This is a genomic window from Terribacillus halophilus, from assembly GCF_900162685.1.
In the GTDB taxonomy this organism is placed as follows: Bacteria; Bacillota; Bacilli; order Bacillales; family Amphibacillaceae; genus Terribacillus; species Terribacillus halophilus_A.
The window spans coordinates 1,307,620-1,334,014 of record NZ_LT727828.1 but is presented as its reverse complement, the minus strand read 5'-3'; the positions used below and the strand labels follow the sequence as shown (position 1 = coordinate 1,334,014).

Annotated in this window: 30 protein-coding genes and 2 tRNA genes; 11 read left to right on the top strand and 21 right to left on the bottom strand. The window is 40.0% G+C overall.

What is annotated here, in order from left to right; all coding sequences use genetic code 11:
* Positions 1-125 precede the first annotated feature (125 nt).
* Positions 126-1,106 (top strand): aldo/keto reductase, encoded by a 981-nt coding sequence (locus B1K52_RS11240; RefSeq protein WP_077308256.1) that lies wholly within the window; start codon positions 126-128, stop codon positions 1,104-1,106.
* A gap of 73 nt (positions 1,107-1,179) precedes the next feature.
* Here the strand turns inward: B1K52_RS11240 and B1K52_RS11235 are convergent, their stop codons facing one another.
* Positions 1,180-1,497 carry a DUF3784 domain-containing protein gene (locus B1K52_RS11235; protein ID WP_077308254.1) on the bottom strand — a complete coding sequence of 106 codons (318 nt, stop codon included), beginning with the start codon at positions 1,495-1,497 and terminating at the stop codon, positions 1,180-1,182.
* A gap of 361 nt (positions 1,498-1,858) precedes the next feature.
* Here B1K52_RS11235 and B1K52_RS11230 point away from each other — a divergent pair, with 361 nt between their 5' ends.
* Positions 1,859-2,911 carry a tetratricopeptide repeat protein gene (locus tag B1K52_RS11230; RefSeq protein WP_077308252.1) on the top strand — a complete coding sequence of 351 codons (1,053 nt, stop codon included), beginning with the start codon at positions 1,859-1,861 and terminating at the stop codon, positions 2,909-2,911.
* A gap of 15 nt (positions 2,912-2,926) precedes the next feature.
* A complete protein-coding gene (locus B1K52_RS17985; protein WP_179106536.1) occupies positions 2,927-3,067 on the top strand; it encodes a hypothetical protein in 141 nt (46 codons plus the stop codon).
* A gap of 169 nt (positions 3,068-3,236) precedes the next feature.
* On the opposite strand, the gene istB is transcribed toward B1K52_RS17985, so the two are convergent.
* The 13 genes from istB to B1K52_RS11160 form a co-directional block, all read right to left on the bottom strand.
* Entirely contained in the window at positions 3,237-4,001 is a 765-nt protein-coding gene (istB, locus tag B1K52_RS11225; protein WP_077310583.1) for an IS21-like element IS643 family helper ATPase IstB, read from the bottom strand.
* Entirely contained in the window at positions 4,001-5,542 is a 1,542-nt protein-coding gene (gene istA / locus B1K52_RS11220) for an IS21 family transposase (protein ID WP_143588798.1), read from the bottom strand. Before istA ends, istB begins: the two co-directional genes overlap by 1 nt.
* 398 nt (positions 5,543-5,940) lie before the next feature.
* Positions 5,941-6,014: transfer RNA gene (locus B1K52_RS11210), tRNA-Arg, on the bottom strand.
* Between the two features lies 1 nt (position 6,015).
* Positions 6,016-6,089: transfer RNA gene (locus tag B1K52_RS11205), tRNA-Gly, on the bottom strand.
* Positions 6,090-6,210: 121 nt separating this feature from the next.
* Positions 6,211-6,765 (bottom strand): DUF420 domain-containing protein, encoded by a 555-nt coding sequence (locus B1K52_RS11200; protein WP_077308248.1) that lies wholly within the window; start codon positions 6,763-6,765, stop codon positions 6,211-6,213.
* A gap of 90 nt (positions 6,766-6,855) precedes the next feature.
* Positions 6,856-7,368, bottom strand: a complete 513-nt coding sequence (locus B1K52_RS11195; RefSeq protein WP_077308246.1) for a metallophosphoesterase — start codon at positions 7,366-7,368, stop codon at positions 6,856-6,858.
* A 9-nt stretch (positions 7,369-7,377) separates the two neighbouring features.
* Positions 7,378-7,977, bottom strand: a complete 600-nt coding sequence (locus B1K52_RS11190; protein WP_077308244.1) for an XTP/dITP diphosphatase — start codon at positions 7,975-7,977, stop codon at positions 7,378-7,380.
* 171 nt (positions 7,978-8,148) lie between these two features.
* Positions 8,149-9,333, bottom strand: a complete 1,185-nt coding sequence (locus B1K52_RS11185) for a GerMN domain-containing protein (RefSeq protein ID WP_143588873.1) — start codon at positions 9,331-9,333, stop codon at positions 8,149-8,151.
* Between the two features lie 72 nt (positions 9,334-9,405).
* The gene (gene racE / locus B1K52_RS11180) at positions 9,406-10,221 is read right to left on the bottom strand and encodes a glutamate racemase (protein ID WP_077308240.1); all 816 of its coding nucleotides are present in this window, start codon (positions 10,219-10,221) and stop codon (positions 9,406-9,408) included.
* A gap of 2 nt (positions 10,222-10,223) precedes the next feature.
* Entirely contained in the window at positions 10,224-10,706 is a 483-nt protein-coding gene (locus B1K52_RS11175) for a MarR family winged helix-turn-helix transcriptional regulator (RefSeq protein WP_077308238.1), read from the bottom strand.
* Positions 10,707-10,721: 15 nt separating this feature from the next.
* Complete coding sequence (locus B1K52_RS11170; protein ID WP_077308235.1) at positions 10,722-12,203, bottom strand: potassium/proton antiporter; 1,482 nt, start codon at positions 12,201-12,203, stop codon at positions 10,722-10,724.
* Positions 12,204-12,353: 150 nt separating this feature from the next.
* Entirely contained in the window at positions 12,354-12,800 is a 447-nt protein-coding gene (locus B1K52_RS11165; RefSeq protein ID WP_077308233.1) for a hypothetical protein, read from the bottom strand.
* 111 nt (positions 12,801-12,911) lie between these two features.
* On the bottom strand, positions 12,912-13,235 hold the full coding sequence (locus tag B1K52_RS11160; RefSeq protein ID WP_077308231.1) for a hypothetical protein: 324 nt from the start codon (positions 13,233-13,235) through the stop codon (positions 12,912-12,914).
* A 193-nt stretch (positions 13,236-13,428) separates the two neighbouring features.
* On the opposite strand from B1K52_RS11160, the gene B1K52_RS11155 reads away from it, so the two are divergent.
* Complete coding sequence (locus B1K52_RS11155; protein WP_179106535.1) at positions 13,429-13,902, top strand: GNAT family N-acetyltransferase; 474 nt, start codon at positions 13,429-13,431, stop codon at positions 13,900-13,902.
* Positions 13,903-13,927: 25 nt separating this feature from the next.
* On the opposite strand, the gene B1K52_RS11150 is transcribed toward B1K52_RS11155, so the two are convergent.
* From B1K52_RS11150 to B1K52_RS11125, 6 genes are all read right to left on the bottom strand, one after another.
* Complete coding sequence (locus tag B1K52_RS11150; RefSeq protein WP_077308228.1) at positions 13,928-14,200, bottom strand: holin; 273 nt, start codon at positions 14,198-14,200, stop codon at positions 13,928-13,930.
* Between the two features lie 354 nt (positions 14,201-14,554).
* Positions 14,555-15,220, bottom strand: a complete 666-nt coding sequence (gene ytaF / locus B1K52_RS11145; protein WP_077308226.1) for a sporulation membrane protein YtaF — start codon at positions 15,218-15,220, stop codon at positions 14,555-14,557.
* A gap of 967 nt (positions 15,221-16,187) precedes the next feature.
* Entirely contained in the window at positions 16,188-16,706 is a 519-nt protein-coding gene (locus B1K52_RS11140) for a hypothetical protein (protein WP_077308224.1), read from the bottom strand.
* Between the two features lie 346 nt (positions 16,707-17,052).
* Entirely contained in the window at positions 17,053-17,499 is a 447-nt protein-coding gene (locus B1K52_RS11135) for a hypothetical protein (protein WP_077308222.1), read from the bottom strand.
* Positions 17,500-17,996: 497 nt separating this feature from the next.
* Positions 17,997-18,221, bottom strand: coding sequence for a helix-turn-helix domain-containing protein (locus B1K52_RS11130; RefSeq protein WP_077308221.1), 225 nt, complete (start codon positions 18,219-18,221; stop codon positions 17,997-17,999).
* Between the two features lie 258 nt (positions 18,222-18,479).
* The gene (locus tag B1K52_RS11125) at positions 18,480-18,728 is read right to left on the bottom strand and encodes a hypothetical protein (RefSeq protein WP_077308219.1); all 249 of its coding nucleotides are present in this window, start codon (positions 18,726-18,728) and stop codon (positions 18,480-18,482) included.
* Between the two features lie 309 nt (positions 18,729-19,037).
* Between B1K52_RS11125 and B1K52_RS11120 the strand changes: the two genes are divergently transcribed.
* The 4 genes from B1K52_RS11120 (at position 19,038) to B1K52_RS11100 (ending at position 22,522) form a co-directional block, all read left to right on the top strand.
* Positions 19,038-19,409: a GntR family transcriptional regulator gene (locus tag B1K52_RS11120; protein ID WP_077308217.1), complete on the top strand. Its 372-nt coding sequence runs from the start codon at positions 19,038-19,040 to the stop codon at positions 19,407-19,409.
* Between the two features lie 5 nt (positions 19,410-19,414).
* On the top strand, positions 19,415-20,281 hold the full coding sequence (locus B1K52_RS11115; RefSeq protein WP_077308215.1) for an ABC transporter ATP-binding protein: 867 nt from the start codon (positions 19,415-19,417) through the stop codon (positions 20,279-20,281).
* Positions 20,274-20,882 (top strand): ABC-2 transporter permease, encoded by a 609-nt coding sequence (locus tag B1K52_RS11110; protein WP_077308213.1) that lies wholly within the window; start codon positions 20,274-20,276, stop codon positions 20,880-20,882. Before B1K52_RS11115 ends, B1K52_RS11110 begins: the two co-directional genes overlap by 8 nt.
* 788 nt (positions 20,883-21,670) lie before the next feature.
* Positions 21,671-22,522 carry an STAS domain-containing protein gene (locus B1K52_RS11100; protein WP_077308209.1) on the top strand — a complete coding sequence of 284 codons (852 nt, stop codon included), beginning with the start codon at positions 21,671-21,673 and terminating at the stop codon, positions 22,520-22,522.
* A 42-nt stretch (positions 22,523-22,564) separates the two neighbouring features.
* On the opposite strand, the gene B1K52_RS11095 is transcribed toward B1K52_RS11100, so the two are convergent.
* A complete protein-coding gene (locus B1K52_RS11095; protein ID WP_077308207.1) occupies positions 22,565-23,317 on the bottom strand; it encodes an SDR family oxidoreductase in 753 nt (250 codons plus the stop codon).
* A 130-nt stretch (positions 23,318-23,447) separates the two neighbouring features.
* Here B1K52_RS11095 and B1K52_RS11090 point away from each other — a divergent pair, with 130 nt between their 5' ends.
* The 3 genes from B1K52_RS11090 (at position 23,448) to B1K52_RS11080 (ending at position 26,338) form a co-directional block, all read left to right on the top strand.
* Positions 23,448-24,926: an aldehyde dehydrogenase family protein gene (locus B1K52_RS11090; RefSeq protein WP_077308205.1), complete on the top strand. Its 1,479-nt coding sequence runs from the start codon at positions 23,448-23,450 to the stop codon at positions 24,924-24,926.
* Between the two features lie 104 nt (positions 24,927-25,030).
* Positions 25,031-25,777, top strand: a complete 747-nt coding sequence (locus tag B1K52_RS11085) for a thermonuclease family protein (protein ID WP_077308203.1) — start codon at positions 25,031-25,033, stop codon at positions 25,775-25,777.
* Positions 25,778-25,885: 108 nt separating this feature from the next.
* On the top strand, positions 25,886-26,338 hold the full coding sequence (locus B1K52_RS11080; protein ID WP_077308201.1) for a DinB family protein: 453 nt from the start codon (positions 25,886-25,888) through the stop codon (positions 26,336-26,338).
* The last annotated feature ends 57 nt before the right edge of the window (positions 26,339-26,395 follow it).

Sequence of the window (26,395 nt, the reverse complement as noted above, 5' to 3'; positions counted from 1 at the left end):
GAAGTGTGAAAGAGATTTGATAGGAATAGGCAAGAACTTAAGATAAATGTGTTAATCTTCTGTTTCTAGTTTATGCCATAATGAAGTGGTAGTTAAAGATAATGAACTAAGGGAGGATAATATAAATGGAATATGTAAAACTGGGCAATACAGGTTTGGACGTATCTAGAATTTGTCTTGGCTGCATGAGTTTTGGAGATGCAGAAAAGTGGATACACAAATGGGTGCTTGATGAAGATAAGAGTCGCTCTATCATAAAACGGGCGCTTGACCTTGGCATAAACTTTTTTGATACCGCCAATGTGTATTCAACAGGAACGAGCGAAGAATATCTAGGACGCGCTCTAAAAGACTATGCCAATCGAGATGAAGTTGTGCTAGCAACAAAAGTGCATGGCCGTATGCATGAAGGTCCAAACGGTGCGGGGCTTTCTCGTAAGGCTATTATGAGTGAAATTGATAATAGCCTGACAAGACTGGGGACAGACTATGTAGACCTTTATATTATTCATCGCTGGGACTATAACACACCAATTGAAGAAACGATGGAAACCTTGCATGATGTGGTAAAATCCGGGAAGGCAAGGTACATCGGCGCCTCTGCGATGTATGCTTGGCAATTTCAAAAAGCGCTTCACGTAGCCGACAAAAATAATTGGACTCGCTTTGTGTCGATGCAGAATCACTACAACCTCATTTACCGTGAAGAAGAGCGGGAAATGATCCCACTCTGTAAAGAGGAAAAAATCGGGATTACACCTTATAGCCCGCTAGCATCAGGAAGATTGACACGCGACTGGTCAGAAACAACGCTTCGATCAGAGACAGATCAGATTCAAAAATCTAAATACGATGCAACCGCTGATGCCGACCGATTGGTTGTAGAACGAGTAGCCGCAGTCGCAGAAAGACACGGTGTCCCTCGTATCCATGTCGCACTTGCCTGGTTACTATCGAAAGAAACAGTAACAGCTCCAGTGATAGGCGCTACAAAGATATCTCACCTTGAAGATGCTGTAGGTTCTCTTTCTGTTAAGCTCACAACTGATGATATTGCATTTCTTGAAGAGCCTTATGTACCACATGCAGTGGTTGGGCCTAATTAATCATTGTTTAGATAAAAGGAGCAGCCTACTTTGTTAATGGCTGCTTCTTTTGTCTATAAGATATCTATATCTATTAAAAATATTTTCTAGTCTGTATCGCATTTGTTGCAGCAACTACTACAAAAACAACAATCCATATATAAAGTAATTTAGGATTACTATCTAACTCTTCAATTGCAAATATGGAAACAGGAACTAAAAAAAATATAATACCCATTACGATTGTATATTTCCCTTGTTGTTTTTTATATCCATCTTTGTCCGTTACTTTCTCAAGTTTATCTGTAAAACTCCACATTAGTAAATCTTCAGCTTTATCATTCAAATACGCATATCCTAACAAGAAACATACTATAGAAAAAATGACTAGTAAAAACATTAAAAGTCCCATAAGACAAAAGCTCCTTTCCCTACTCCAACTGCTTAGGTTACATATACCCTTAATAAGCTGCGGAAATTAGGAATAATAAGGTTAACTTATATCTTGAAGATTCTTATATAATGTTTTGAAGACAAAATAGTCTACCGAAACAAGAGCAGCTTATTCACTTTTTATATGATGAGTTGCTCTTTTCCTTTGTTTCTTTCTCTTTCTAAGACTACATGTTTACCGACGTGCAATAGAGTAGGAAACCTCATCTTCAATATCTTTGTTTTAATAGACTCTAAACTACAAAATTTCCCAATACATTCAGTTTCAAGAAAATGGTAAGATTGATTTATAGATAAAAACTTTAAAGGAGGTTTGCTCCATGGGACAGAATATATATAATCAAGTCAATATTTCGGCTGAATTGGATAATTGGTCGATCAGTATTCGTCTTGATAAAAGAGAAGCGGCAGTCAGTATTCACGACCGCTTAAAAGGCTTTTCCGATGACTTCAGTATAGATACTCTTATAAAATTTTTACTGTTAGAAAGTCGCTTCTACCTAATGCAAAAACACCTCGTGAATAGTGCTGCTGCGATTGACAATGCTAAAAAGCACCTAGTCCACTTTAAGGATACCCACAGACATTATCTACACCTAGCAGAAGGAATACAATTCTATGACGAAAAACATTACCAAGAAGCTCTTAACTGCTTTGAGAAGGCTGAAAAATATCTGAATCAATTAAATGACCCAGTAGAAATAGGTGAATTTCACCTTCGTAAAGCCATGACTTATTATTTTCTTGATATAACTACTTTATCTGCTTTACATGCAGAAAGAGCAATAGAATCCCTAAAACCATATAAAACATTTGAGTTTCTTCTTGCCCGGGCAGAAATGCTGCAAGGGATGAATTACATGGATCTTCATAATTTTGAAATGGCGGAAGAACATCTTCATAGAGCTTTAGCATCTTACAAAAATATAAATAATCACAACTTTATAACCACTACTAAACTCAACCTTGGACTTCTGTATGTGGAACGCAAATTGCCGGAAACAGCTATTCGTTATCTGGAAGAAGCACGTAAGAATAGACAAGAACGCATCCATTTGAAGATTTTATACTTATTAGCTGATTCCTATTGGAAAACTAATCAGTCTTCAAAAGCTATAGAAGTTTATTCTGAAGGTTTCCAGAAAAGCATGGATAACGATGATTTAACAATGAAGTGGGAATTTTCCATGCTGCATAAGAAATATGAGGATAAGGTGAACTATGAAAGTGTATGGCAAGAAGGTATAGAATATTTTAGAGGAATAAACGATTTGTATAATGTTAGACTCTATTCAAAAGAACTAGCCTGGCATTATACTGAAACGAAGCAATTCGAGCTGGCAACAAGATACTATCTTTTAGCTACTATCTAAAAAGGAGGGTATATAATGAAGAAAGTTGTTTTCTCGCTGATACTAGTAGTAACGATCATTCTAAGCGGCATGGCTGGATATGCAAACGATAACAAGACAGCAGAAAAAAAAGGTGATCTTGGGACTATAATACTTTCACTAAATATAAGCAAATAAAGAAACCGGGACAAAACCCCTTAAAATGAACAATTAAAGAGGCAGGTATTTCCGTAAGTTCGGAGACACCTGCCTCATCTTTTTTATAATTCAGACATTCCCTATTACTACCTACTACTTTCCCATGTAGACGTCAAGTTGAATTTTACACTTTTTGCTCGTTTCCTTTTTACACTTTTGCTGAAAAGATGCTCTTCCGATTTTTCATCCGATAGCTTTCCTCTTCCTCGCCTCCATGAATCACTTCCACTCGATGAAGTAAACGGTCTAAAATCGCTGTGGTGATACCTTGGTCTCCGATTAAATTGCCCCATTCATCTGGACTTTTATTTGACGTCAGGATAATCGAACTTCGTTCGTACAGATGATTAATCAAATGAAAGAATAGGTTTGCTTCTCTTTGATCCATGGCCATATACATTAAATCATCAATGATCACTAGGTCGGCATTTCTAATTCTCTTAAGCTGAACTTTAGATTTGTTCAGGTATTCTTCTGATTTTAGAAGCTGCACAAGTTCTCCCATTGTAGCGAAATTAACATTGAACCCTCTGTAAACAGCCTCCAATCCAAGACCAATTGCGATATACGTTTTTCCGATGCCGGGAGGACCTAAAAGAATGAGATTGTACTGTTGCTCCAGCCAGCTTAATTCTCGCAGTTGAGAGAGCTGGCGAGCCGTCAGAATGTTTTGGCCTTTCAGCTCAAACTCGTCTAATGACTTCACGAAAGGGAAGCGTGCCCATTTCATTCTTTTCTCCAGACTTTTCGCTTCACGCTTGGCTAATTCAAAGCGAGTGATAGACTCTAAAAATTCCAAGTAAGTCCACGATGCTTTTTCAGCTTCGCGAAGAAGCTGTGGTAGCTCCTCCGCCGTTTCTGCTAAGCGTAGCTGCCGGAATTGATTTTGTAGTTCATGTACTGTCTTATTCATCATGCTCTACCTCCTAAAATGCTAGTATAGGCATTTAGAGAACGGGTAGAGGCTTTGATATGAGAATGTTTTGGCGGACTCGTGTAATAAGATTGTACTTCTTCAATCGGCTCATCTCGTAAAGCATCAAGGTGATGAGCGATATCGCGAAAGTCATTCGCATTGTAGAGCTTTTCTGTCGTGCACTTGGTTAAAACAGTATCAATTAAAGCTGGGTATTGTTGGATCACCTTATGAATAATTGTAAATTGATCTCTCCGATACCTAGGGTATCTTTGGCTAATCTCATCTAAATATGCAGCTGCGCGAACCTGATCTCCAAAGTGGGAAATGAGGCGTTGTTTAAGCTCTTCCACACCTTTGGAGCGATCACGAGTATGGTGACGGTTTTGAATCAGCTTTCCCTTTTCAGAACTGATCATATGCTCGCCAATCACTTCACCATTTGCTTCTTTACGGATGATCAGGGCCTGATCATCTTCCCTGATTTCAATCCACACAAGATTCTCACTCATATTTTGATAAGTCCCCAGTGGGACAGAGTAACGGTTTGACTTGTACCGGATCGTGTTGTCCTTGCTGACACTTCTTGTTATACTTTGGTTATTGGTACTTTCATATGAAAGTAACGAAGAGACTGGCTGTAAGTGTTGCTTTTCGAGGAGAAACACTTCTGCTGGTCTTTTTTTCATTGTCTGGTGAACCTGGTGGTTTCCAGTACGCTCGAGCCACTGCCTTGCCCGTTTATTCCAATCTTCTATATCTCTAAACACACGACTATCAGCGAAGTTGCCTTTTATGTATTTCACTACATTTTCAATCATACCTTTAGATTCTGGATCCGCTCTTCGGCACAGGTGAACTTTGAATTTACGCTCGTTTACATAGCTTTGAAACTCAGCTGTTAAAAGTAGTTGACCTGCATTTTCACTTACTGAGATTAAGTGATCCTGATCATAGACAATTTCTTCTGTTCGTCCCCCATAGAACTGGAATGCGTTTTCGTGACAACGAATCGCATCTCTTGTAGTGAATGGACGTGCTTGCCATTCCATATATTTGTGTCGTGAGTTAGCGAGTACAAAGGCAATAAAGTATAGTTTGATTTCCTTATTGTTCACGTTTTTCTGTTTTGTTTCTCCCCAATCTACCTGGAGTTGTTTACCCATTGGCTGCTCAGGAACTGCTTCGTATTGACGAACAATCATCTTTTTCTCAATCTGATAGACTTCTCGAATATCCCTTACATATGTTCTTACAGTACTTCCGCCGACCACTAGGTCGGGGTATCTTTCTAAAAGCCAATCATGGATCTGAGCACTGCTTAGGTGGGGATACTCTTCTAGCCAGGCCAGTATCCAGTCCTTATAGTGATCTAATTTTTTCATCTTTCTCGAGGGCTGTTCAGTATAGGCCTTTGCCTCATCGAATGTCATTTCTAAATACTTATAGACAGTCGGTCTTGAGATCTTAAGCTCCTTAGAGATTTGTGCTACTTTAAACTTTCTCTTATGTAATTCCTTAATCTTAATATATAACACTAACTTCTCCTCCAAAATACTAACCTCCAGTAAAATAACGTCAAATCTATTTTACTAAAGTAGTAGGTTGATTGAGCAAAAGTGTAAATTCCTATCGAGCAAAAAGTGTCAACTTTATTCTAGCGTTTACATCCCAATCATTATAATCGTTGCATGCATTGCATGTAAGGCCATTAAAATCCAAATACAACATCATAAACCTAACAATTCTTCCTGTAAAAAAAGCAATAATAACTAACCAAAAACACAATATAAATTTATCTTTATTCATATTAAAAAAACCTCTTATATTGCTAGTAAGTCAATCTACGGCGTAATTTCTTACTAAACCGTCGTATTGACTATTACTAAACAATATAAGAGGCTGATTTGGCGACTATTACAGCCGACTCAGTTAGCGTCCCAAGAGGGATTCGAACCCCCGACCCACAGCTTAGAAGGCTGTTGCTCTATCCAGCTGAGCTATTGGGACATGGAGCGGGTGAAGGGAATCGAACCCTCGACATCAGCTTGGAAGGCTGAGGTTTTACCACTAAACTACACCCGCGTATTGCATTTATGTATGTTGCCCTCTCTTAAGGACAAGATTAATAATACACTATATGTTTCAAATCGTCAACAGTTTTTTTAGATTTTAAAAATTGCTCCGGTATCCCGGAGCAATTTCATTAATAATACGGGCGAATCATTAGGTAAACGATGACGCCTGTCAGGCTGACATAAAGCCATAATGGCATTGTCCAGCGAGCAATCTTACGGTGTTTTGGCACGTCCATATTCCAAGCACGCGTAATCGATGCAAGGGCTAACGGTACGATAACTGCTGCCAGCACGATATGCGTGATTAAGATAAAGAAGTAAATTGGACGGATGATACCTTCACCACCGAAGGATGAATCTCCTGCCAAGTAGTGATAAGACACATAAGTAACTAAGAACAATGTCGTTGTAATAAACGCTGCGTAGATAAAGCGCTTATGCCAGATAATTTTCTTCTTCATGATGAAGATTAGTGCCAACAGCAGGAAGATGAACGTAAAGCTGTTGAATATTGCGTTTAGCATTGGCAGGATGTGTACGTCGAATAAATCAAAGTCTTCGACAGGCGGTAAGCCGCTCAATACAACAACCAATCCATCAATAATGATAGTCAGCCAAATGACAAGCGGACGATAATTGCGTTTTTTATGATTTGGTTTATAACCGAAATCGGATTCATTCATTCAGAATCACCTCTATTCGTAACATTACACTAGTATAACGTAAGTTCGAGGTAATTCGGCAAGCAAAACGTTACAATTTTTTGTCCGTAATCAGCTGAACGATACAGATTTCTCCAGTTCCTGCACTTCTTTTCCATCCATCGTGTAAAAACGGACAGTCGCAATTTTGTCTTCGTAGGACAACAAACAATAAGTCGGATGCGGCGATTGCTTTGGCAGGCGGATGCTGCCGGGATTGATGTAAAGTCGGCCATTGATAACATCTGCTCTTGCTACATGCGAATGCCCGTAGCAAACGACCTTCGCCTCCCTTTCCATCGCCAGCTGCTCTAAAGATCGCAGGCTGGATTTCACCCCATATAGATGACCATGTGTGATCAAGATCGGTAAATCGTCAACAGTAAGCTGCTCTATTTCTGGATAAGCTCTGTCAAAATCACAGTTACCTGCAACACGGTAATACCCTTCCATTTCTGGCGCGTCAAAAGGCAGCTCGGAATCACCACAGTGGATGCTCCCAATAACTTCCTCTTCATGACGCTGTTTCAGCATTGCTACTTCTGATGTGAGTCCATGACTATCACTCGTGATTAGTAGCTTCATCTATCTCCCTCACTTCGCTTGTTCATTCAGCCATTTTTCCAAATGTACCATCGCTTGTTTGCGGTGGCTGATTTGGTTTTTCTCAGCTGGATCTAGCTGCGCCATCGTTTTCTCATAACCTTCTGGCTGGAAGACTGGATCGTAACCGAAACCATGTTCACCTTGGGGAGCTTCGGTAATGACACCTTCCACATGACCTCGTGCGTAAAACGTTTCTTTACCAGGCTGCGAAACAGCTAATACACAGACGAAACGTGCAGTGCGCTCAGCCGTTGGAACATCTTGCAGCTCTTCTAGTACTTTGTCCATATTCGCTTGATCACTCTTAGCTTCTCCAGCATAGCGAGCAGAATAAACACCCGGACGCCCTTCCAGCGCATCAATTTCCAAGCCGGAATCATCTGCAAGAACCGGCACTTGCAGAAAGCCCGCTATCGTTTCTGCCTTTAAGGCTGCGTTTTCCTCAAAAGTTGTACCAGTTTCTTCAACATCATCAAATTGCTTGTCTAATTCGTCGAGACCATACGCTGTCATATCATATTGCTCGAAGAAAGATTTAAATTCTTTCAGTTTTCCAGCATTTTTTGTTGCAATAATAATTTTGTCCATGATAATCCCTCCAATAAACGTGACTATGTTTCTGTACCCTAATTTGAAACTTGCTAAATATTATGTAATTCTTACTTATAAAGTATATCCTTCTAACCGCTATCATTGCAAAAGTTCAGCGGTTCTTTTCCTGCAAAAAAAGTCCGGTCAGCTGACCGGACTTTTCCAAACTTATAATTTTTCCGCTGGTACGTATTGTTCTCTTGTCACAGGCTTGGCGTATGCTTCGCCTTGTTCGTTGAACACTTCTTCCACGCCTTCTACTTTCACAGAGACAGCTTCAACATCTGTCATTTCCGTTAAGCTCATTACTAGCGTTTCCATTAGTTGATCAGAGATTGCTGCTTCATCTGCGTTGCTCAACACTTCTTTGTTGAATTCAAGGTTAAGCACGCCATCTTTCAAAGTTGGTTCAGATGTTAAAGCAGAACCAGTGTTAAATACATTGGCTAGGCTGCTGTCCATAGCTGGACCGTCAATCAAGGATGTAACAATTGCTTCGTAATCATTTTCTACGTTGCTGCTAATACGCTCTGTGACTGGCACTTCATAAGCTGCACCGTCCACTGCTTCTGCTGGGAAGTATAGTGTTACAGATTTACTGTCAACTGTTGTAATGCCGTTATCCATTAGGTTGATTCCGTCAGCACGAGATAAGCTCTTGCCGATTGGTGTACCATCGACTGGCATTTTCGCCAATTCTTGTCCTTCTACACGGACAGAAACATTTTTCACATTTTCAAACTGTGTAAGTGTGTACGTAATCGACTCGAGAATTTTCTTCTCGTTTGCAGCTTGGTACTCGTTGAATTCTTTCGAGAAGTCGACTACTAATGTGCCGTTTTTCTTAGCATCAATACCGTTAATCGTTGTGCCAGCTGGCAATACAGCCTGGAATCCATTTGGAAGCATGTCCGTTACAGGACCGTCTTTTACAAGGTATTCCAATGTTTCTTTGGCTACTTCATTCGTCTGCGGCAATTCAAATGTCATCGGTACTACCATGTTATTTGCATCCATAAGGAACAGCTGACGCTTGGCAGTGGCAGATTCAGCGGCTTCCCCTTTATTCTTTTCATCTTCAGGCTGCTTTTCTTCACCTTCTGCTGGTGCTTCTCCTTCAGCAGGCGCTTCTTCCTTTGCCGAAGTTTCGTCTTCCACAGGCGTTTCTCCCTCTGCTGGCGCTACGTCTGTTGCGCCTGGCTCAAGTGCACTTTCTTCCAGCTTGTCCACATATGTTGTATCCTGCGGCACGTCCACTTCATCGATTGCTTGCTCTCCTTTTAAAGAACATCCGGCCAGTAAAATGGAAAGGCCTATTACGCTAGTGAAAAGACCTGCAATTTTCTTATTCATACGCACTTCTTCCCCCTTGATGGTTTGTACTATCATGTATACGAGCCATCAAAGGATTTAGACCATCTTTATTTAGATTGAGTGCGATTGGCCGAATTTAATTCTGCCTACTTCCGTAACGGGACGCTGCAACCACATGTTTGCGATTTTCATGAACAGATGCGTATCGCCTGTTGCATAAAATTGATGGGAAACAGGACGTGTTCCTTCATATAGCTTTCGTTTGAAGCCGAGAATGGCACTTACTTCTCTTGCTGTCTCATCCCCAGAACTAATAACCTCTACTTGATTCCCAACAACTTCCTCAATTACCGATTTGATAAGCGGGTAATGCGTGCAGCCGAGGATGAGCGTGTCCATCTGTTTCCAATTCTCTAACGGCTTTAACGCCTCTTGGACAACTTGATGTGCAAGAGGCCCAGAAATGACCCCCTTTTCCACCATCGGCACAAATGTCGGACAAGCAAGCCCTTCAATCTCCAGCTCACTATTGATATTTTTAAGCGCTTTTCGATAAGCATGGCTGCGAATGGTGCCTTCTGTACCAAGCACGCCTATATGATTTGTTTTCGTTGTCTTTATAGCTGCTCGTGCGCCTGGTTCAATAACACCGACGACTGGTATATCCAGCTTTTGCTTCAGCTCTTCTAAAGTAAAAGCTGTCGCTGTGTTACAAGCGATTACAAGCATCTTAATGTTCTTCTCCAGGAGGAAATTTACCATATCCCAAGTAAACTCCACGACTTCCTCTTCTGGCCGCGGACCATATGGGCAGCGCAGTGTATCACCTACGTAGATAAGGTTCTCTTTTGGCAGCTGCCGCATTAATTCTCTGGCAACCGTCAGTCCCCCTACTCCTGAATCGATGACCCCAATTGGATAATCCACGTTTATCTCCTCTTTTTCTTTTCTGTTTTAGCCTCTAGCTGTTCGTAATCATTCATTTTACCGTGTAACTTATGTAAGAGCAACTGCAGCTGATCTGCTTCCTCCGGCGAAAAATTTTCCAGCAGGTTTCCGAGATAAGCTTGCCGTTTCTTGATCACTTCCGTAATGATTTGCTCTCCCTTTTCTAAGATATGCACACGCACGATGCGTCGGTCCTTCTCATCACGCACGCGCTTTACTAGTTCGTTTTTCTCCAGCCTATCCACGATATCTGTTGTTGTACTAATAGCCAGCTTAATTGTTTGAGATAGTTCTCCTGTCGTTAAATCGCCTTTGTCTGCCAGCCATTGCAAAGCGACGAATTGCGGTGCTGTGATTGGATACTGCAGCAAAATCTCCCGTCCTTTTTGCTTGATAATCGCTGAAACATGCCGCAATTCTTTCTCAATGGCTGCAATTCGTTCGGCTGTCAGTGTGTCGTGCACGTTCCATTCCCCCTGCTACTTCTTCGTTAAAATATTCCGGCGCAAATATCTTGCAAGTTTTTTCTTATATTGTAAGGAAACCATGATATACAACGTATCGCCTGCTTCAATGATTGTTTGGCCATTTGGCGAAATAATCTCCCCATTTCGGAGGATGGCGTTAATTAAAGTTGTCTCTGGTAAATCGAGATTCTCCAGCGATTTACCAGTAATTTCATTTAGTTCGGTTGGTTTATACTCTACCATCTCAAGATTATTTCGTCCCATACTGATCAATTCCAGCGTTTCAATTTCATTCGTTGTCTGTGGTTCCACTAACTTCAGCTTTGCTGCGAGTGCTGTCACTGTAGACCCTTGCAGGACCGTTGACAACAGTACGACGAAAAAGACAGCATTAAAGATGAGCTGACTGTTCTCTATACCAGCAATCAACGGGAAGAGAGCCAACACAATTGGCACAGCCCCTTTTAAACCAGCCCAGGAAATGAACAGCTTTTCTTTCGCAGAGTATTTGAAGCGAATAAGACTGAGGAAAGTTGCCAGTGGTCGCGCTAAGAAAATCAGCACAAGGGATAGCAAAAATCCTTTTAGCATCAAACTCGGTGTAAACAGCTCTGACGGAAAAACGAACAAACCGAGCAATACGAACATGCTAATCTGCATCAGCCAGCCGAAACCTTCATTAAAGCGAATGATGGCACGCCGATAGGTAATTTCTGCATTGCCGATATACAAGGCACTTACATACACAGCTAATAAGCCGGATGCATGGATAAGTGAAGTAATGCCATAGCTTGCCAACGCAAAAGAAAGAGCAAACAATGGGTACAGTCCGCTCGTATCCAGATTGATTCGATTGATAGCTGTAACGGCAATAAAGCCGATAAGGAGACCCATCGCGGCACCAGCACCCATTTCCCATATAAAACTGCCAATCATTGAAACGACGCTGGAACCATGTCCGCTAATTAACTCAATACATGTAATGGTTAAAAACATTGCCATCGGGTCGTTCGTACCTGACTCCGCTTCCAGCGTGGAAGTAAGCCTTTCTTTCACATTCTGTCCTTTCAAGACAGAAAACACAGCAGCAGCGTCCGTCGAACCGACAATTGATCCGATCAATACAGACTCCAGCCACGGCAAATCAAATATGTAATGAGCAGCAACTGCCACAATTGCAGATGTCAGTAACACGCCTATTGTAGACATCGTAATCGCCGGAGCAAGCGCTGGCTTCATTGTATGCCAGTTTGCGTGCAAACCACCTTCAAACAAAATAACAATCAGCGCAAAAATACCGATTCCTTCCGCTAAGTACACATTATCAAAATATACAAGACCGAAACCGTCACTCCCGACAATCATACCAACTGCAATAAACAGTACGAGTGCCGGAACACCAAACCTAGTCGAAAATTTCGTCACTACAACACTCACAACGAGCAATAGTGCGAACAGAAAGATGAATTGATTTGTTACCACATAATCCTGCATGTACATCCTCCTACAACTTCTCGAGCTTTTTAACTTTTTTATCCTACCCTTTATGATACCTTTAAAAACGCATACCTGCATGGAAAAAGCACTATTCGCCCGTGAACAGCAAAAAACCGACACACGTATGTCGGCTGTTTATCTGGTTCTTTATTTAAACAAAGGGCTTAATGTATACGAGCGAAATAGCTCTGAAAAAGAAGATACCGGCAAATCACGATAAGCAACGGTACGGCATCCGTTAATGCTGACCAAGATGCAGTTCTGTTCTTCATCATAACGACTTACTACTGTATTTCCCTTCTTCATCGCCCACTTTTCAAAATCCGCTGGCGGAGAGCTTCCAAACTGTGTTTCCTGAAACTGTGCAATCGCGCACTCTGCACCGCTGTAATGTATTGCTATCTCCTCAACAGATAAACCGTATAACGCTGCAAATGGCTGCATCACAATCGGATCATCTTCATCAGACATGTAGAATTCCCCTGCCCCCGTTTGCTGCACAAAGGCTTCACGAACATCTTTGAAAATTTGCTGCTGCAATTTTGGCAATGCTACAATGACTGGAGCGACAAACGGACTTTTCACAATTTCCATGGAAAACCCTCCTTTTCTGTACAGTTTCGACAGAACCGGAGGGATACCTGCAAGTTTTCGGTGAAAAACCCAGGTTAACTGCTACTTACACAAGTTGGAAGATTATCGTCGTTATTCTCCTCCACCGCCCCCTCCGCCATCTGAACCTCCGCCGTCATAGCTTGGGCTGCTCGAGCCTGCATCAAGGGATTGGGAACTTAAGTCAGTGTCGTGATATTTTTTATGCTTTCCATCCAAATCAGCCGATTCAAAGGCTGTCATAGAAGCTAATACAGAAACATCTCCATTGTTGTCATGCTTTGTTTTTTCATTATGCTTTCGAAGCTGAGCAGCGCTCGGTGCATTCTTTTTCTTAGGAGTAACGATCACCAACGTTAAAACTGTTACAAACACAATGAATCCAACAATCAAGATAACAGTTGTAATATCATTCATATGTCTCGCTCCTTACTAAATTTATTGTTATGTATAAAATTCAATCCTAGCCCATCATAACATACAAATATTTACACGTTGAGCCAGCATATGTATTGCTTCTGTTAAGATGAAAGAAGTACAAAACACTTGGTGCTAATTGCTCCGGATCGCAATAACGCATTCAATGTCTTAACGAATGAAGGGTGTCATCATGCGTACAGAACTGAGGAACATGACGGAAAGTGACTTTACTAGTTATATAGAAGAATTTATCCCAGACTATGCAAAAGACTTAAGCGAAAATTTCCATTTGCCAATGGTTCTTGCATTAGAAGAAGCACAACAGTTACTAAACAATTTACTTCCAGACAACCACAATACACAAGGGTATGAAGTCTGTAATATCTATTCATCTAAAGAGGGAGCAAACATCGGCGTGCTTTGGTATAACATACAACCGGACAGTAACAAAGCCTTTGTTTACCACATTCTTATTCACGACAGTTATAGACGAAAAGGATATGCAACTGCTGTGCTTCATCAGTTAGAATCCGAGATGAAGAATCAGGGCATCACATCTCTTGGATTAAGTGTTTATGGTAATAATCCAAATGCATACCATCTGTATAAAAAATTAGGATACACTACTTCCTCAATCTCCATGGGAAAGGTCTTGCAACAATAAAGAGATTCAAAAGATAAGGCCGCCCTTAGGCAGCCTTATCTTTATCGTTATTCGAAATAGTTTTCTTCCCTAAAGAATACAATCCTGATGCAGCAAGACCAGCTAAACCGCCTGACCATATCCGCAAAACGAGGGTAAGATCCGTTAATGGCCAAGCAAGTAAACCAATGAGCAAACCAGTCAGCAAGCTAATTAATGGCAAGAATCGTTTATTAACAGAGACTGTCTTTTTAACCAGCTGTACCAAAGCAATTACAATTGGGCTAATAACTGATGCAAAAGTCATTACTGCTTCCATGCATCCTTGCCTCCCCTACGATTTTATTACTTACCCATTCATTATTTCTCCGTGCGGTACCCAGTTCTCCTTCATCTATTATTTGTTATAAAAAAATGTATTCAGAATAATAGCAACCTCACTGCCTCCGAAACCATGAACCTGGCTCATTTAGGCTATGTCGTCATATATCATTATCTTATTTAGTCTCTTTAAATTGAGAGTAGAGCTAGAGTTTTCTTCCCCTCAAAGTTTAAAACTCCCTATAGCCCTCTTGTAAATGTATTAGAGCAACCTGAGAGAGCTTAAAAGTTCACTCAAAACCTAAACATAAAAAAACTCCTCCTAAATGAAAAGGAGAAGAATATAATAACTTTAAAGCATCTTGAAAAATCCGAGGGTTATTAATAGACACGGTGATAAGAAAACTAATTTCTGCAGCCATTTTATTTTTGCTAAAACAAAACCTGACTTAATGCCAAATAAAACAAATAATCCGCTCATTAAAGCAACTAACACAGCTGTAATAAATGGTGAATAACCACCGATCATAGCAGCACCGATTCCAGCACCAAATGCATCTAAAGCAAGGGCAATACCTAATAATAGCGATTCTTTCGCAGAAATTGTACCTGAGCGGTCTAAATCAGCCATTTGTGGTTTTTTAAGCACAGTTATGAACAGACCGAATTTCTTTAATTCAATCTTCCATTCTTTAATCTCCAGTTTATTTTTTTGTATTGGATCCTCTTCCATTTCTTCATCAACCTTCTTTGATCGGAGAACATTATATAGACTAAATACCCCTATTGAAATTAAGATTATGCTCCCAATTATTTCTGCAAATCCGGGAGGAATAAAGGAACTTAATAAACTTCCAATCGCCATTGATGTCAGAACCGTAACTCCTGAACATAACATAATAATTAGTAACGCCAAAAAAGAAATGCGGATTCGCCTCATACCGTAAGTAACCCCAACACCAAAACCGTCCAAGCTCACGGCAATGATCAAGAGCATTAGTCCTGCAAAATAGGCCATACTATCCCATCCTTCATTTATTTCAAGCTGGATTTAGTATATGAATGAATGCGGAATATGTGTACTAACGAATTAGTAGAGCAATGGCTTACTTCCCGCTATGCGTTTTTTCGCACTTTCCTGGGCATCCAATATGAGGAAGAGTTGAAATATGGGAAAATAAAAGTCTAAATGTCTATGTATGCTGCCATCACCAAATGCAAATAATATAGGACTCCTTCGTGTTTCTAGAACAATTTATCTAACCATTACAAGAAAATCACTATGTTTTGCTTTCTTAGACTATGCAACGTTATAATTGTAAGCTCCAGGCCTTTTAAACAAGAACGTGACAGACACCTTTCAGTTAGTTATCAAACAGCCGATTGTAATAACCACTAAATTCTTTTTTTAGTTGGTTTATTTGTACTTCTTCAGCCATTATATCTAACACGTCCGTGCTGATATAAACAATATATTGTTTGGTTTGAAAAACGATAGGAAAGTTTAAAAACATCCTCACTTCTAAAATTGACCTCAGCATATATTAGTTTAAAATTCTCACTATAATCGATAATTTTTTCTTTCCAATTTGTGATTTCCAGGAATTTACCAACACCTATTTTTTTGCCATACCTTTTGCCGCCACTATAAGAAGCGACACAAAATGTCGCTTTAATCAGCGTATCTCATTCAGCATCCTTACGGTTCGTCACCATTCTTATGATTGTAATAAATTATGTCAATCTTGTTCCTTACACGAAAGGGAGTTGCCCTATCAAGGAGGGTTGTATCTAAAATTACTTTTTTCTATCCATTAACTTTTCAATAGTAAAACAGCCACCAAATAGCAATACCGCTACTATAACTAAGCGAGCGAAATTTCTCTCAGGGTACACTAATTCGAATGTATAGAAGATAACAAACGCATATATAGCCATAACAACATATTTCACAGAATACCTCCATATATAAAACAACGCTTTATTCACAACTTAGATACTAGGAGGTTAACCCTGTCGAGATCATACTTGTATGAAGCAAGATTAAACGCTGTTACAAGCGTGTTGTAGAATAACTTACCATGAGTCGACAACTCTTTCACGAATAACTCTCTGTCAATACTTACAATTTTATGGTCAAATTGGACTTGAATGTTTGTACCTACATCTTTCATTGCTAATAGAATAGGCTGACCCGGAAAAAGGCACTTACCTTCACCAATTTCTAAACATTCTTCCAGCGTGTTAAACAGGAACCCCCAAATCATTGGCAGATCATCCCAATACTCTACACCCAAGTATTCCTTAGATTTAAACCTAAAAGAAAGACCACCATCAATACTTAAGAGATTGTCATCAAGGAGTTCTTCTAAATTTGTTTTCAAAAAATCAATGAATTTTTCTTCGTTACCTTCAAGGAAACAAACATGTTCGTCTGTATTCATCAAACTATTGTTTAGTCTCCTAATTGGTTTAATGACTATAAATTGCTTGATCTGCAACATAATCATACTCCTAGTGATTGAGAAATCATTTGTAATTTCGGAATATAAGTTACGTCGTTCTTACTTTAACGTGATATGAGGCTTTTTTAATCTCACTCCCCAAGTAAAACGGCGCGTATTGTTCTAGAGAGCGCATATAGAATAATAATGCCTGTTTGTGTTTTCTATGTGTTCAATATAATAATTTACCATCACCCATAACCTGGTCTCCTAGCCATTACATCAACAAAAACCATCACAATTGGTTGCAGTAGCTAGAAAAGAAAGTGATGACGGGTTGATGTAAAGTTGCCAAAGTTAACGACTGAAGTTTCGCTCTAACTCAACTAACGCAGATTGAGATCAATTATCGGATTTTATCTGCTAGAAATTCTTTAGCGACTTTGTTATCAAAGTCTAGCTCTATTATTTTTATAGCAGCAGCAAGTGCTTCTTCATCATCAATTATTTTGTCCGGTATTTCATGTAAGAACAATAAATATGATAGGTATCCAGCTAACGCCTGCTTATCAGCTAACGCAATACAGCGCCTTGCGTGATAAAGAGCCGCATGATAGGCTCCCTCTATATGACAAAGCGGATTAACAAGCAATTCAAAAGCTATTTCATGAAATTCTATTTTTTCATCTTCTATAAGTAAACTTACCATGAATGTATAAATAGACATACTTGGACAAGTAAAAGCAATATCTGTTAATTCCTCGTCAAGTTCCTCAAAAGATAAGTGCTTCGAGAAGCTTTTCGCCTCTGCAAATCTACCTTTTAGTATTAATTCTTTAAAATTAGTAGACATACAACTCCCCCACCCGTTACTAATATTTATTTCTTTTGTAAATGTAACTGTAACAGTTTTCCCACTTACTTTAATAGAACTTTTTATAAGTTATCTCTTTACCATGGCGCACAACATGGACAGCACCTTAGAAAGGTCTCTCCATTCGTTTCCCGTTCTCTTCACCCCAATTGTGCTTAAACAAAAAAGCCCCCTCAATTGGCTAGAAGTAATCCTGCTGAATGATAAATAGCAATATGTATGTATAAAGCAAAAAGTGCTGTTCCTGCAACTCTCTTGCAGTTTTAATCATATCTGTATTTTTAGTCCAGCATCAATTTAGAATAACGCTTACTCCATCAGCCTCATCGACTGCACTCGTCAGAACATCATCACAATTGCTTTTCCCCAAAACAAAAAAACCGACCATCATAGTCGGTTTTAAGCAGCCGTTAAAGCAAGCGATTATTTTCTTTCTGCTTACAGTCAGCTATGTCAAGCAACAGGCAGATCGCCCGTCAGAGCTTCAGTTCCCCCATACGAAGGAGCTCCACTACAGCCTGAGACCGTCCCTTTACTCCCAGTTTCTGCATCGTATTCGAGATGTGGTTTCGCACCGTCTTCTCTGAGATAAAAAGCTCTTGTGCGATATCCTTGGTCGTCTTATCCTGTACCAGTAGTTCAAAGACTTCTTTTTCTCGTTTGGTGAGTAATTGTTTTGGCCTGTAGTCACTATCCTTCAAAATTTAACCCCTCCTTGCTCTCTTCAGGGTTGCTGCGTCAGGTATTTATTTAGTCCATGTAGCTTATGTAAAGGAATGACGGAGGGTGAACGGGAATTAGCGAAATGTTAACGATTTGTTATAAGGAAGATACACATTTAAAAATTAGACTGATCTAGGTGTCAAATGTTTATGACACACACTATGTTCTTATCCATGCAATCTCTCCCAAAGTTTAGGTACGGTCTGCCACATATCCTTTATAAGCTTATTGTACTTTTAATTCTTCTTTGACAGCTTCTCAACAATTAAGAAAACCGCAAGTGCAAGAACGAGGACATTAATCAAGCCAAATGAATCAATCAGCGCACTGCTTATTGATTGCATCGTGTAAAGTTTGTATAGGAATATACCTAAAGATATCATTGTGCTAATTAGGAATATAGAAAATAACGTCTTAGCTGAATTAGAGATAAGTAGAAATACGAAGAAGATAACAAAAATGATCACCAAATAGATTAATTCCATATAAATTTCCTCTCCTTTATATCCAAAGATTCAATTCACTGTTACTCATATTTATTGACTCAAGAGGATTTATCAAAACATAACCATATATCTACCTCTTCAACACACAATATTATCTTTCCATTATTTTTACATAAATGGTTGCAAAACAATCCGACGTTGTATATATTGTACATATAGTGTATATACATTATAACAGGGATACATACGCTCACTCGAGTTTGCTTTTGGCACTCATTGCTATGTCTGTGTCTCTCTATACACACACTTAAGATTGCGTTTCACTAAAAAAGCAGATGAGGGATCGGCATGCAAATTATTATTTCAAACAGTTCGAAGGAGCCGATTTATGAACAAATTACAAATCAAATTAAATCGTCTATTTTAACCGGTGAGCTGCAAGAAGGATCTCCTATTCCTTCTATGCGGAAGCTCGCCAAGGACTTACAGATTAGTGTCATCACAACAAAACGCGCTTATGAAGAATTAGAAAAAGCGGGCTTTATCTACTCTATTGTCGGAAAAGGATCGTTTGTTGCGGAGCAAAATCTAGAAGTCATAAAAGAGAAAAAACTAAAAGTCGTTGAGGAACAGCTTAACGAAGTTATTATGAACAGCCGAGAGATCGGCCTGTCCCTTGATGAACTGCAGCAATTATTGAAGATTTTATATGAGGAGTGACGTGAATGGATAATGTAGTTGAATTAAACAATGTGACAAAGCAATTCAAGGATTTCTCTGTAAAGGACCTGAACCTGCAAGTGAAGCGCGGATTTGTGCATGGTTTTATCGGCGCTAATGGTGCTGGTAAGTCGACAACAATAAAGATGATGATGAATTTGTTGAAGCCAGATGCAGGCGAGGTAAAGGTTTTCGACTTGGATTACAAAAAGTATGAAAAGACAATTAAAGAACGCATTGGTTTTGTATACGATGGTAACGTTTTTTATGAAGGTCTTAATTTAAAAGATATTAAACGTATTGTGGCACCAGCTTACAAACACTGGGATAATGCATTATTCTCTCACTATACCAGTCAATTCGAATTGCCAATGAATAAATCAATAAAAAACTTCTCAAAAGGAATGCAAATGAAGGCTTCTCTAGCTGTGGCGCTCTCCCATCATGCTGAACTGATTATTATGGATGAGCCTACCGCTGGCTTAGACCCTATTTTTAGACGTGAGCTGCTTGGACTCTTACAAGAGCTAATGATAGACGGCAACCGTACCATCTTCTTCTCCACTCATATCACCACAGACTTAGACCGCATTGCAGATTATATAGCATTCATCCATAAAGGAAAATTGATTTTTGATAAGTCCGTTCATGACGTAGCTGAAAATTATGCAATTGTAAAAGGGAGAACAGATCTTCTAGACCAAGATACAGAACAAGCTTTCTTTCATATTCATCGCGCTGCAACAGGATTTGAAGGTTTAACAGATGATGTACGCAACGCTGAACGCACTTTTGGGGGTGAAGTTGTTATTGAGCGCGCCTCACTGGAGGATATTATGTATTATGTGAAGGGTGGATTACAGCATGTTTAATTTAATCAGACGTGATGTCATTTTGCAGAAAAAGCAGCTTCTACTATTTGTACCTTTTACTTTGTTCTTTGTTTTGTTGGGAAAACAAAACCCAGCATTTATCTTTCTTCTTGCCAGTCTTTTTGTGCCGATTAACACCTTTGCATATGATGAAAAAGTAGAAGTAAACATTTTACTGAACTCTTTACCATATAAGCGTTCTGAAATTATTGCATCACGTTATCTAGGAGCTATTGTTTATATGCTCTTAGCTACTGGCGTAACCTGCGGGCTGTTTTATGCTTTAAGCAGACCATTCACAATTACAGATATAGCTATTAGCAGTGGATTATTTCTACTATTTACCGCACTATTTTTCCCGGTATCTTATGTCATTAAAAAAGGATACGTTTTTCCTGTCGCAATGATTAGTTTCCTTGCTCTTTCTATCATTGGACCTAAGATTGTGTTCCATTTTGCTGATGATTTGAAAGTAATAACCGATTTCGTTACAAGTTTATCTACACCCATTTTCTATATTGGATTGACACTTAGTATTCTAATAATCTACGTAGTTTCTTGGATGATTACGACTTTTATCTATCAGCGTAAGGGTTTTTAAGTTACAGGGTACCTTTAAAGTACATTATCACCTCTGTTACAATAATAGCATCTAATTTCCTGCATGTTCTAGAGGTGATTGTATTGAAACCTAAGAAACTGTTTTATTTAACCTTCCATGTTTTTACACCCTGTGTTTACTTTTTTGGATATCTCGCCATACATTATTTTAGAGGGAACAATTTAATGGAAGCTGCTGTAGATATCTTATGTATAAACGCCATTTACTCATTTTTATTAGGAATAATTTGGTCATTATTTACCGATAAACTTGACCAGGCTATCAAAGCAGATGAAGAGAATAACAGTGTGTAGGGGTTATAAAAAACCAGGTCTGTGCCTGCAGACCTGGTTTTGCTATTTTTGCTGGTCACAAAACAAAGAAGTGCTCATGCTGCGATAACCTTTGGTTTAAACACAATAAAACGGTGTAAGCTATCTAATTCAATTACTTAACCACACACATCTTTTTTCAAACCTATCTCCTTCATCAACAAACCCTGAGCCTGCATATGGTTATGTGCACCGTGGTTTTCTTGATGATAGACCTCGAAATCTTATCTATTTGAAATTCAACCTCCAATTAATATCATTAAACTTCTCTCCCCAATTTTTCTTTTAAATGTATTTATGGGGAGTATATTGTGAATTATGATGAGTAAAAGCCAAGTAATGGGGTTGCATTTTTATGATGGGAATAGAAGTATATTAAATACCACTTTTCACTTCCCTTCAGTTGTCACTTAGCTTATTCTTAAGGAAGTACAACAATAAAAGGGGACGTTAGTTATGAAGGATGAATTGAGATACATAGGAGAGAAGATACAGGAGAATAAAGATATAATAGCTAAGTCTGTGCTTCAACGCCTTGATTCGAATTTAGGTCATGATCTTCGTCTTTTATCTCTTCCTAACCAGGATCTATACAAATTCAACGCGGAACTGGTCTATTCAATCGGTTCGATTCTATTGCCTGAGGAGAATAAAGAAGAAGTAAAACAGCATTTTCTTAACTGGGGATCAAAAGCAGGTCAATCTGCAACGGAGATGAATATATCCCTGACTGCTACCTTGCAGTATGTTTCCAATTTTCGGAGCGTTATATGGGACATTTTCACGGAGGAGCTGGAGGAGCGGCATTTCGCGGCGATTACAATGCTGGATGTATCGAAGATTATAGATCCGATGCTGGAAGCCGTCAGCTTCGAAATCGGCAGACAATTCGAAAACCATAATAAAGAAATGGTGAGCATTGCGTATAGTGCGCTGGAAGAGCTGTCGGTGCCAGTCGTTCCAATTTATGAAGGATTAGCTGTTATACCCATTGTTGGGGAAATCGATACGCATCGTGCCAAATTGATTATGGAGACGGCGTTAACACAAGGAAGATTATTAAAACTGGAGCATATTATTTTAGATGTTTCTGGTGTTCTAATGATTGATACGATGGTGGCTGATCAGATTTTTCATATCGTACAGTCTCTTCGGTTGAGCGGTATAAAAACAATCATTACTGGTATTCGACCGGAGATTGCGCAAACAATGGTATCCCTCGGATTGGAATTCCGTTCCATTACAACACAGTCGACGCTTAAAAATGCGCTGCATCTTCTCGGCTACGGGAAGCTGGATAAGCAATAACATTGTAAAAAGAGCTGATCATGCCGATCAGCTCTTTTGTCTTTACTTCACTCTGCTGTATATAGTTTTAACGGCTTCATCAATCTCATCTCGAGACATACGCAGCGCCTTGGCAGATGTACCATAGCCGATTTCTTCTTGCCCCTCTTTCAGCCCTTCAAATATGCCGTCCGCAAATTCATCTACTGGTGCTCCGAAAGTGTGAATACCTGCTCCTCCCAGATCGGTATTGACTGCTGGCGGTGCTATTTCAATTACTTCTACTTCTGTGTCAGCTAACTGCAGACGAAGACTCATCGTAAACGAATGCATTGCCGCCTTCGCTGCTGAATAAATAGGAGCTATTGCCATTGGCGTGAAAGCTAGTCCGGATGTAACATTTAAAATTGCTGCCTTTTCTCCTTTGGAAGCAAAGAAAGGCGCAAACAGCATTGATAAATGAAATGGCCCTTCTATATTAGCGGAGATCTCTTTGCTGTAATACGACCAGTCATTTACCGTGTCTGCTTCTAAAACAGCAAAACGCTGCTGGATACCTGCATTATTGACGAGAACATTAACCTCTGGATGTTCTTTTTTGATCCATTCCAATAGAGCGATTCGCTCTAATTCTACAGACACATCACAGACGCGCGTTATAAGTTCTGGATGCCTGTCCTTTGCTTCTTGCAGCTTACTTTCTCTTCTGCCGCAAACAATTACGTCATTTCCTGCCTGCAGGAATCGTTCAGTAAATGCAAAACCGATTCCGGATGCACCGCCTGTTATTAAAATTTTATTTCCAGTAAGATTCATCTGTCTACCTCCAGCTTTGTACTGTTGTTATCTTACCCGCCCAATTGCTTTCCATAACTTTCTGAAACGATTACCGCATCTATTTTGGGGTAAAGTATGACTGACCTTACTAGAAACGGAGTGATTATCTGTGGCAACCGAGCCAATTAGAATTGATGCGATTATCAACGGAGAAAAACACAAAGCAGAAAAACAAGCCCCTCGTGAAAACCCAGCTTACCCAGAACAAATTGTTGGCTACTCCCCCCTTAATACAAAAGAGGAAACCATTCAAGCAATCGATGCAGCAGATCAAGCCTTTACCGAATGGCGAGACACATCATTTGATGACCGAATCAAACGTATGCGACGCGCCATACAGAAAATCAAAGACAAGACACCAGAAATTGCAAAGTTGCTTGCTCGCGAGCATGGGAAAGCATTATATGATGCCAAGGGCGAAATCGCCGTTTCGCTTATGTGGATGGAGTTCGCTTGTGATAATGTAGCTGAAGTACTCAAAGACGAAGAACACGAGCATGATAGCGGTAAAACAATTATTGCGCGAGATGCGATTGGTGTTATCAGCGCCATTTCGCCTTGGAACTACCCTATTTCCCTTTCCACCATCAAGATTGCTCCTGCCCTGCTCGCGGGTAACACGATGGTGCTAAAGCCTAGTCCGCTGGCACCGCTTGCTGTCAGCAAAGTGACCGAACTAATCGCGGAAGAGTTTCCTCCTGGCGTACTGAATTTGGTACATGGTGAAGCAGAAGTTGGTGTCGAACTTACTTCCAACCCGAAAGTAGCAAAAATCGCCTTCACCGGCGGCACAGAAACTGCCAAGCATATTATGAAAGCAGCAGCTGATACCATCAAGCATATGACGTTAGAGCTTGGTGGAAATGATGCAGCCATTGTACTGGATGATTTTGATGTGAACGATGAAAAAGCCATGCGCAGGCTGGTTGTTTCCAATTTCTTAACAGCTGGTCAAATCTGTATGATTGCCAAACGCGTCTATGTACATGAAACGATTTTTGATACTTTTATAGAAAAATATCGCGAAGCTGCTGACAAATGGATTCGAGTTGGTGATCCATTCGACGAAAATGTCACAGTCGGCGCGGTCAATAATAAGAAACAAATTGAATTTGTTCAAAGTCTCATCGATGATAGCAAACAAAAAGGCGCAGAAGTGATTAAACTCGGTAAAATAATGGATGAAAACCTCTTCCAGCAGGGCTATTTTATGCAGCCAACACTCGTTTTAGGTGCAGACTATGACGATCCAATTGTGGAACAAGAACAGTTCGGACCTACTGTACCAATTCTGCCGTTTAAAGACGACGAGCATGCCATTCACCTTGCCAATAAGAGCATCTTTGGATTGACGAGTTCTGTCTGGGGAAAACAGGAGCACGCTGTAAAGGTTGCTAAACGCATCCAAGCAGGTACAACGATGATTAATACGGCCGCTGTCCAAGGCTTAGATGTTCGCTTCCCATTCGGCGGCGTCAAACAGTCTGGAATCGGGCGCGAGTACGGCAAAGAAGGCCTCCTCGCATATGCGGAAACACATGTTATCAATATGCCGAAGTCTTTAGATTTACCTTATATACCGGAATGACAAAAGCAGTGCATCTGCCCTGATGCACTGCTTTCTGCTCTTGTAAGCTGTCGCCATCGCCCGTATGATGGATATAGAAACAGCATGAAGGAGCTTTTGACAGCATGAAACAAACGTTACAACTGACAGTTTGGCTGATTACTACATTATTCTTATTGAGTGCCTGCGGGACAGTCAATCTTAATCAAGCAGCAGAAACAAACGACCACCCAACAGCAACTTCCGGTACAACAGATAAAGTGGAAGTTTCGTTGATCCGTATTGTTGACGGAGATACGATTAAAGTAAACTATAACGGCCAAGAAGAAACAGTCCGCTATTTGCTTATTGATACTCCGGAAACGAAAGCACCAAATAAATGTGTACAGCCCTATGGAAAGAATGCATCTAAGCGCAATGAGGAGCTCGTCACAAATGGCAAGCTGGAACTGGAATTTGATGTAGGACAAAGAAAAGATAAATACGGAAGGCTGCTTGCCTACGTGTACGCAGACGGACAAAGTGTTCAAGAAACGCTGCTAACAGAAGGATTGGCGCGCGTAGCGTATGTGTATCCACCCAATACCAGATACCTCGATTCATTTGAAGACGCAGAGGCATCCGCTATCGATGGTAATAAGGCAGTGTGGCGTCAAAATGGTTACGCAACAGACAAAGGATTTAATGGCTGCTCTATCGAAGAGAAAGAAGATAATGTATCAAGTGATGTTGACCAAGACCAATCAGATGAAGCGACAGATTTTGCTAACTGTACAGCACTGCGAGAAACGTATCCAGCAGGCGTACCGAGCACACATCCGGCGTATCAGCCCAAGTTTGACCGAGATAAAGATAATTATGCTTGTGAATGAGCGGAGAATATAATGTTCCTCATCCAGTAAGTTCAATTCTTCTTAAATGACAATGGCTATACTTTTTGTTTATAGTGAAGTTATCTACATAACAAAGGAGAATGACGAATGACTAAAACAGCTCACTGGAAAGAAAGCTGGCTTCAACATCGCCACGTACTAATTAACCTGCTTGACCAAATAGAAGACGGGCATTTAGATTATAAACCATGGGAAGATGCAATGACACTGAAAGACTTAGTGCTTCACGTGGCATCATCTAACGCTATGATTCTTGACATGGTAAAAACAGACGATATGAACAATCCAGAAATCCCTGAGGTACAATCAATGGACGAATTGCGTCAAGCAGTTCGCGATTTCACTGATAAGACAGCAGCTATTTTCGATAGTATTACTGATGAAGAATTAGACCAAGATAACCAAGCAAAAATTCCAAGCATGCAAGGAAAGAGAGAAGTCTACGTGCAAGCAATGTACGACCATGAACTGCACCACAAAGGACAGATGTTCGTTTATGCACGGCTAGTTGGAGCAACGGCTCTTCCTTTCTTCCGTTAACCTTATAAAGATCCTGCGGTTTCCCTGCCGCAGGATCTTTTAGTATGATACTCCATA

Excerpts from the sequence above, each read along its gene's own strand:
- B1K52_RS11240 (WP_077308256.1), top strand. The coding sequence starts at position 126 with ATGGAATATGTAAAACTGGGCAATACAGGTTTGGACGTATCTAGAATT.
- B1K52_RS11235 (WP_077308254.1), bottom strand. The coding sequence starts at position 1,497 with ATGGGACTTTTAATGTTTTTACTAGTCATTTTTTCTATAGTATGTTTC.
- B1K52_RS11230 (WP_077308252.1), top strand. The coding sequence starts at position 1,859 with ATGGGACAGAATATATATAATCAAGTCAATATTTCGGCTGAATTGGAT.
- B1K52_RS17985 (WP_179106536.1), top strand. The coding sequence starts at position 2,927 with ATGAAGAAAGTTGTTTTCTCGCTGATACTAGTAGTAACGATCATTCTA.
- istB (WP_077310583.1), bottom strand. The coding sequence starts at position 4,001 with ATGAATAAGACAGTACATGAACTACAAAATCAATTCCGGCAGCTACGC.
- B1K52_RS11200 (WP_077308248.1), bottom strand. The coding sequence starts at position 6,765 with ATGAATGAATCCGATTTCGGTTATAAACCAAATCATAAAAAACGCAAT.
- B1K52_RS11195 (WP_077308246.1), bottom strand. The coding sequence starts at position 7,368 with ATGAAGCTACTAATCACGAGTGATAGTCATGGACTCACATCAGAAGTA.
- B1K52_RS11190 (WP_077308244.1), bottom strand. The coding sequence starts at position 7,977 with ATGGACAAAATTATTATTGCAACAAAAAATGCTGGAAAACTGAAAGAA.
- B1K52_RS11185 (WP_143588873.1), bottom strand. The coding sequence starts at position 9,333 with ATGAATAAGAAAATTGCAGGTCTTTTCACTAGCGTAATAGGCCTTTCC.
- B1K52_RS11170 (WP_077308235.1), bottom strand. The coding sequence starts at position 12,203 with ATGCAGGATTATGTGGTAACAAATCAATTCATCTTTCTGTTCGCACTA.
- B1K52_RS11165 (WP_077308233.1), bottom strand. The coding sequence starts at position 12,800 with ATGGAAATTGTGAAAAGTCCGTTTGTCGCTCCAGTCATTGTAGCATTG.
- B1K52_RS11160 (WP_077308231.1), bottom strand. The coding sequence starts at position 13,235 with ATGAATGATATTACAACTGTTATCTTGATTGTTGGATTCATTGTGTTT.
- B1K52_RS11155 (WP_179106535.1), top strand. The coding sequence starts at position 13,429 with ATGCGTACAGAACTGAGGAACATGACGGAAAGTGACTTTACTAGTTAT.
- B1K52_RS11150 (WP_077308228.1), bottom strand. The coding sequence starts at position 14,200 with ATGGAAGCAGTAATGACTTTTGCATCAGTTATTAGCCCAATTGTAATT.
- ytaF (WP_077308226.1), bottom strand. The coding sequence starts at position 15,220 with ATGGCCTATTTTGCAGGACTAATGCTCTTGATCATTGCCGTGAGCTTG.
- B1K52_RS11140 (WP_077308224.1), bottom strand. The coding sequence starts at position 16,706 with ATGTTGCAGATCAAGCAATTTATAGTCATTAAACCAATTAGGAGACTA.
- B1K52_RS11135 (WP_077308222.1), bottom strand. The coding sequence starts at position 17,499 with ATGTCTACTAATTTTAAAGAATTAATACTAAAAGGTAGATTTGCAGAG.
- B1K52_RS11125 (WP_077308219.1), bottom strand. The coding sequence starts at position 18,728 with ATGGAATTAATCTATTTGGTGATCATTTTTGTTATCTTCTTCGTATTT.
- B1K52_RS11120 (WP_077308217.1), top strand. The coding sequence starts at position 19,038 with ATGCAAATTATTATTTCAAACAGTTCGAAGGAGCCGATTTATGAACAA.
- B1K52_RS11115 (WP_077308215.1), top strand. The coding sequence starts at position 19,415 with ATGGATAATGTAGTTGAATTAAACAATGTGACAAAGCAATTCAAGGAT.
- B1K52_RS11110 (WP_077308213.1), top strand. The coding sequence starts at position 20,274 with ATGTTTAATTTAATCAGACGTGATGTCATTTTGCAGAAAAAGCAGCTT.
- B1K52_RS11100 (WP_077308209.1), top strand. The coding sequence starts at position 21,671 with ATGAAGGATGAATTGAGATACATAGGAGAGAAGATACAGGAGAATAAA.
- B1K52_RS11095 (WP_077308207.1), bottom strand. The coding sequence starts at position 23,317 with ATGAATCTTACTGGAAATAAAATTTTAATAACAGGCGGTGCATCCGGA.
- B1K52_RS11085 (WP_077308203.1), top strand. The coding sequence starts at position 25,031 with ATGAAACAAACGTTACAACTGACAGTTTGGCTGATTACTACATTATTC.
- B1K52_RS11080 (WP_077308201.1), top strand. The coding sequence starts at position 25,886 with ATGACTAAAACAGCTCACTGGAAAGAAAGCTGGCTTCAACATCGCCAC.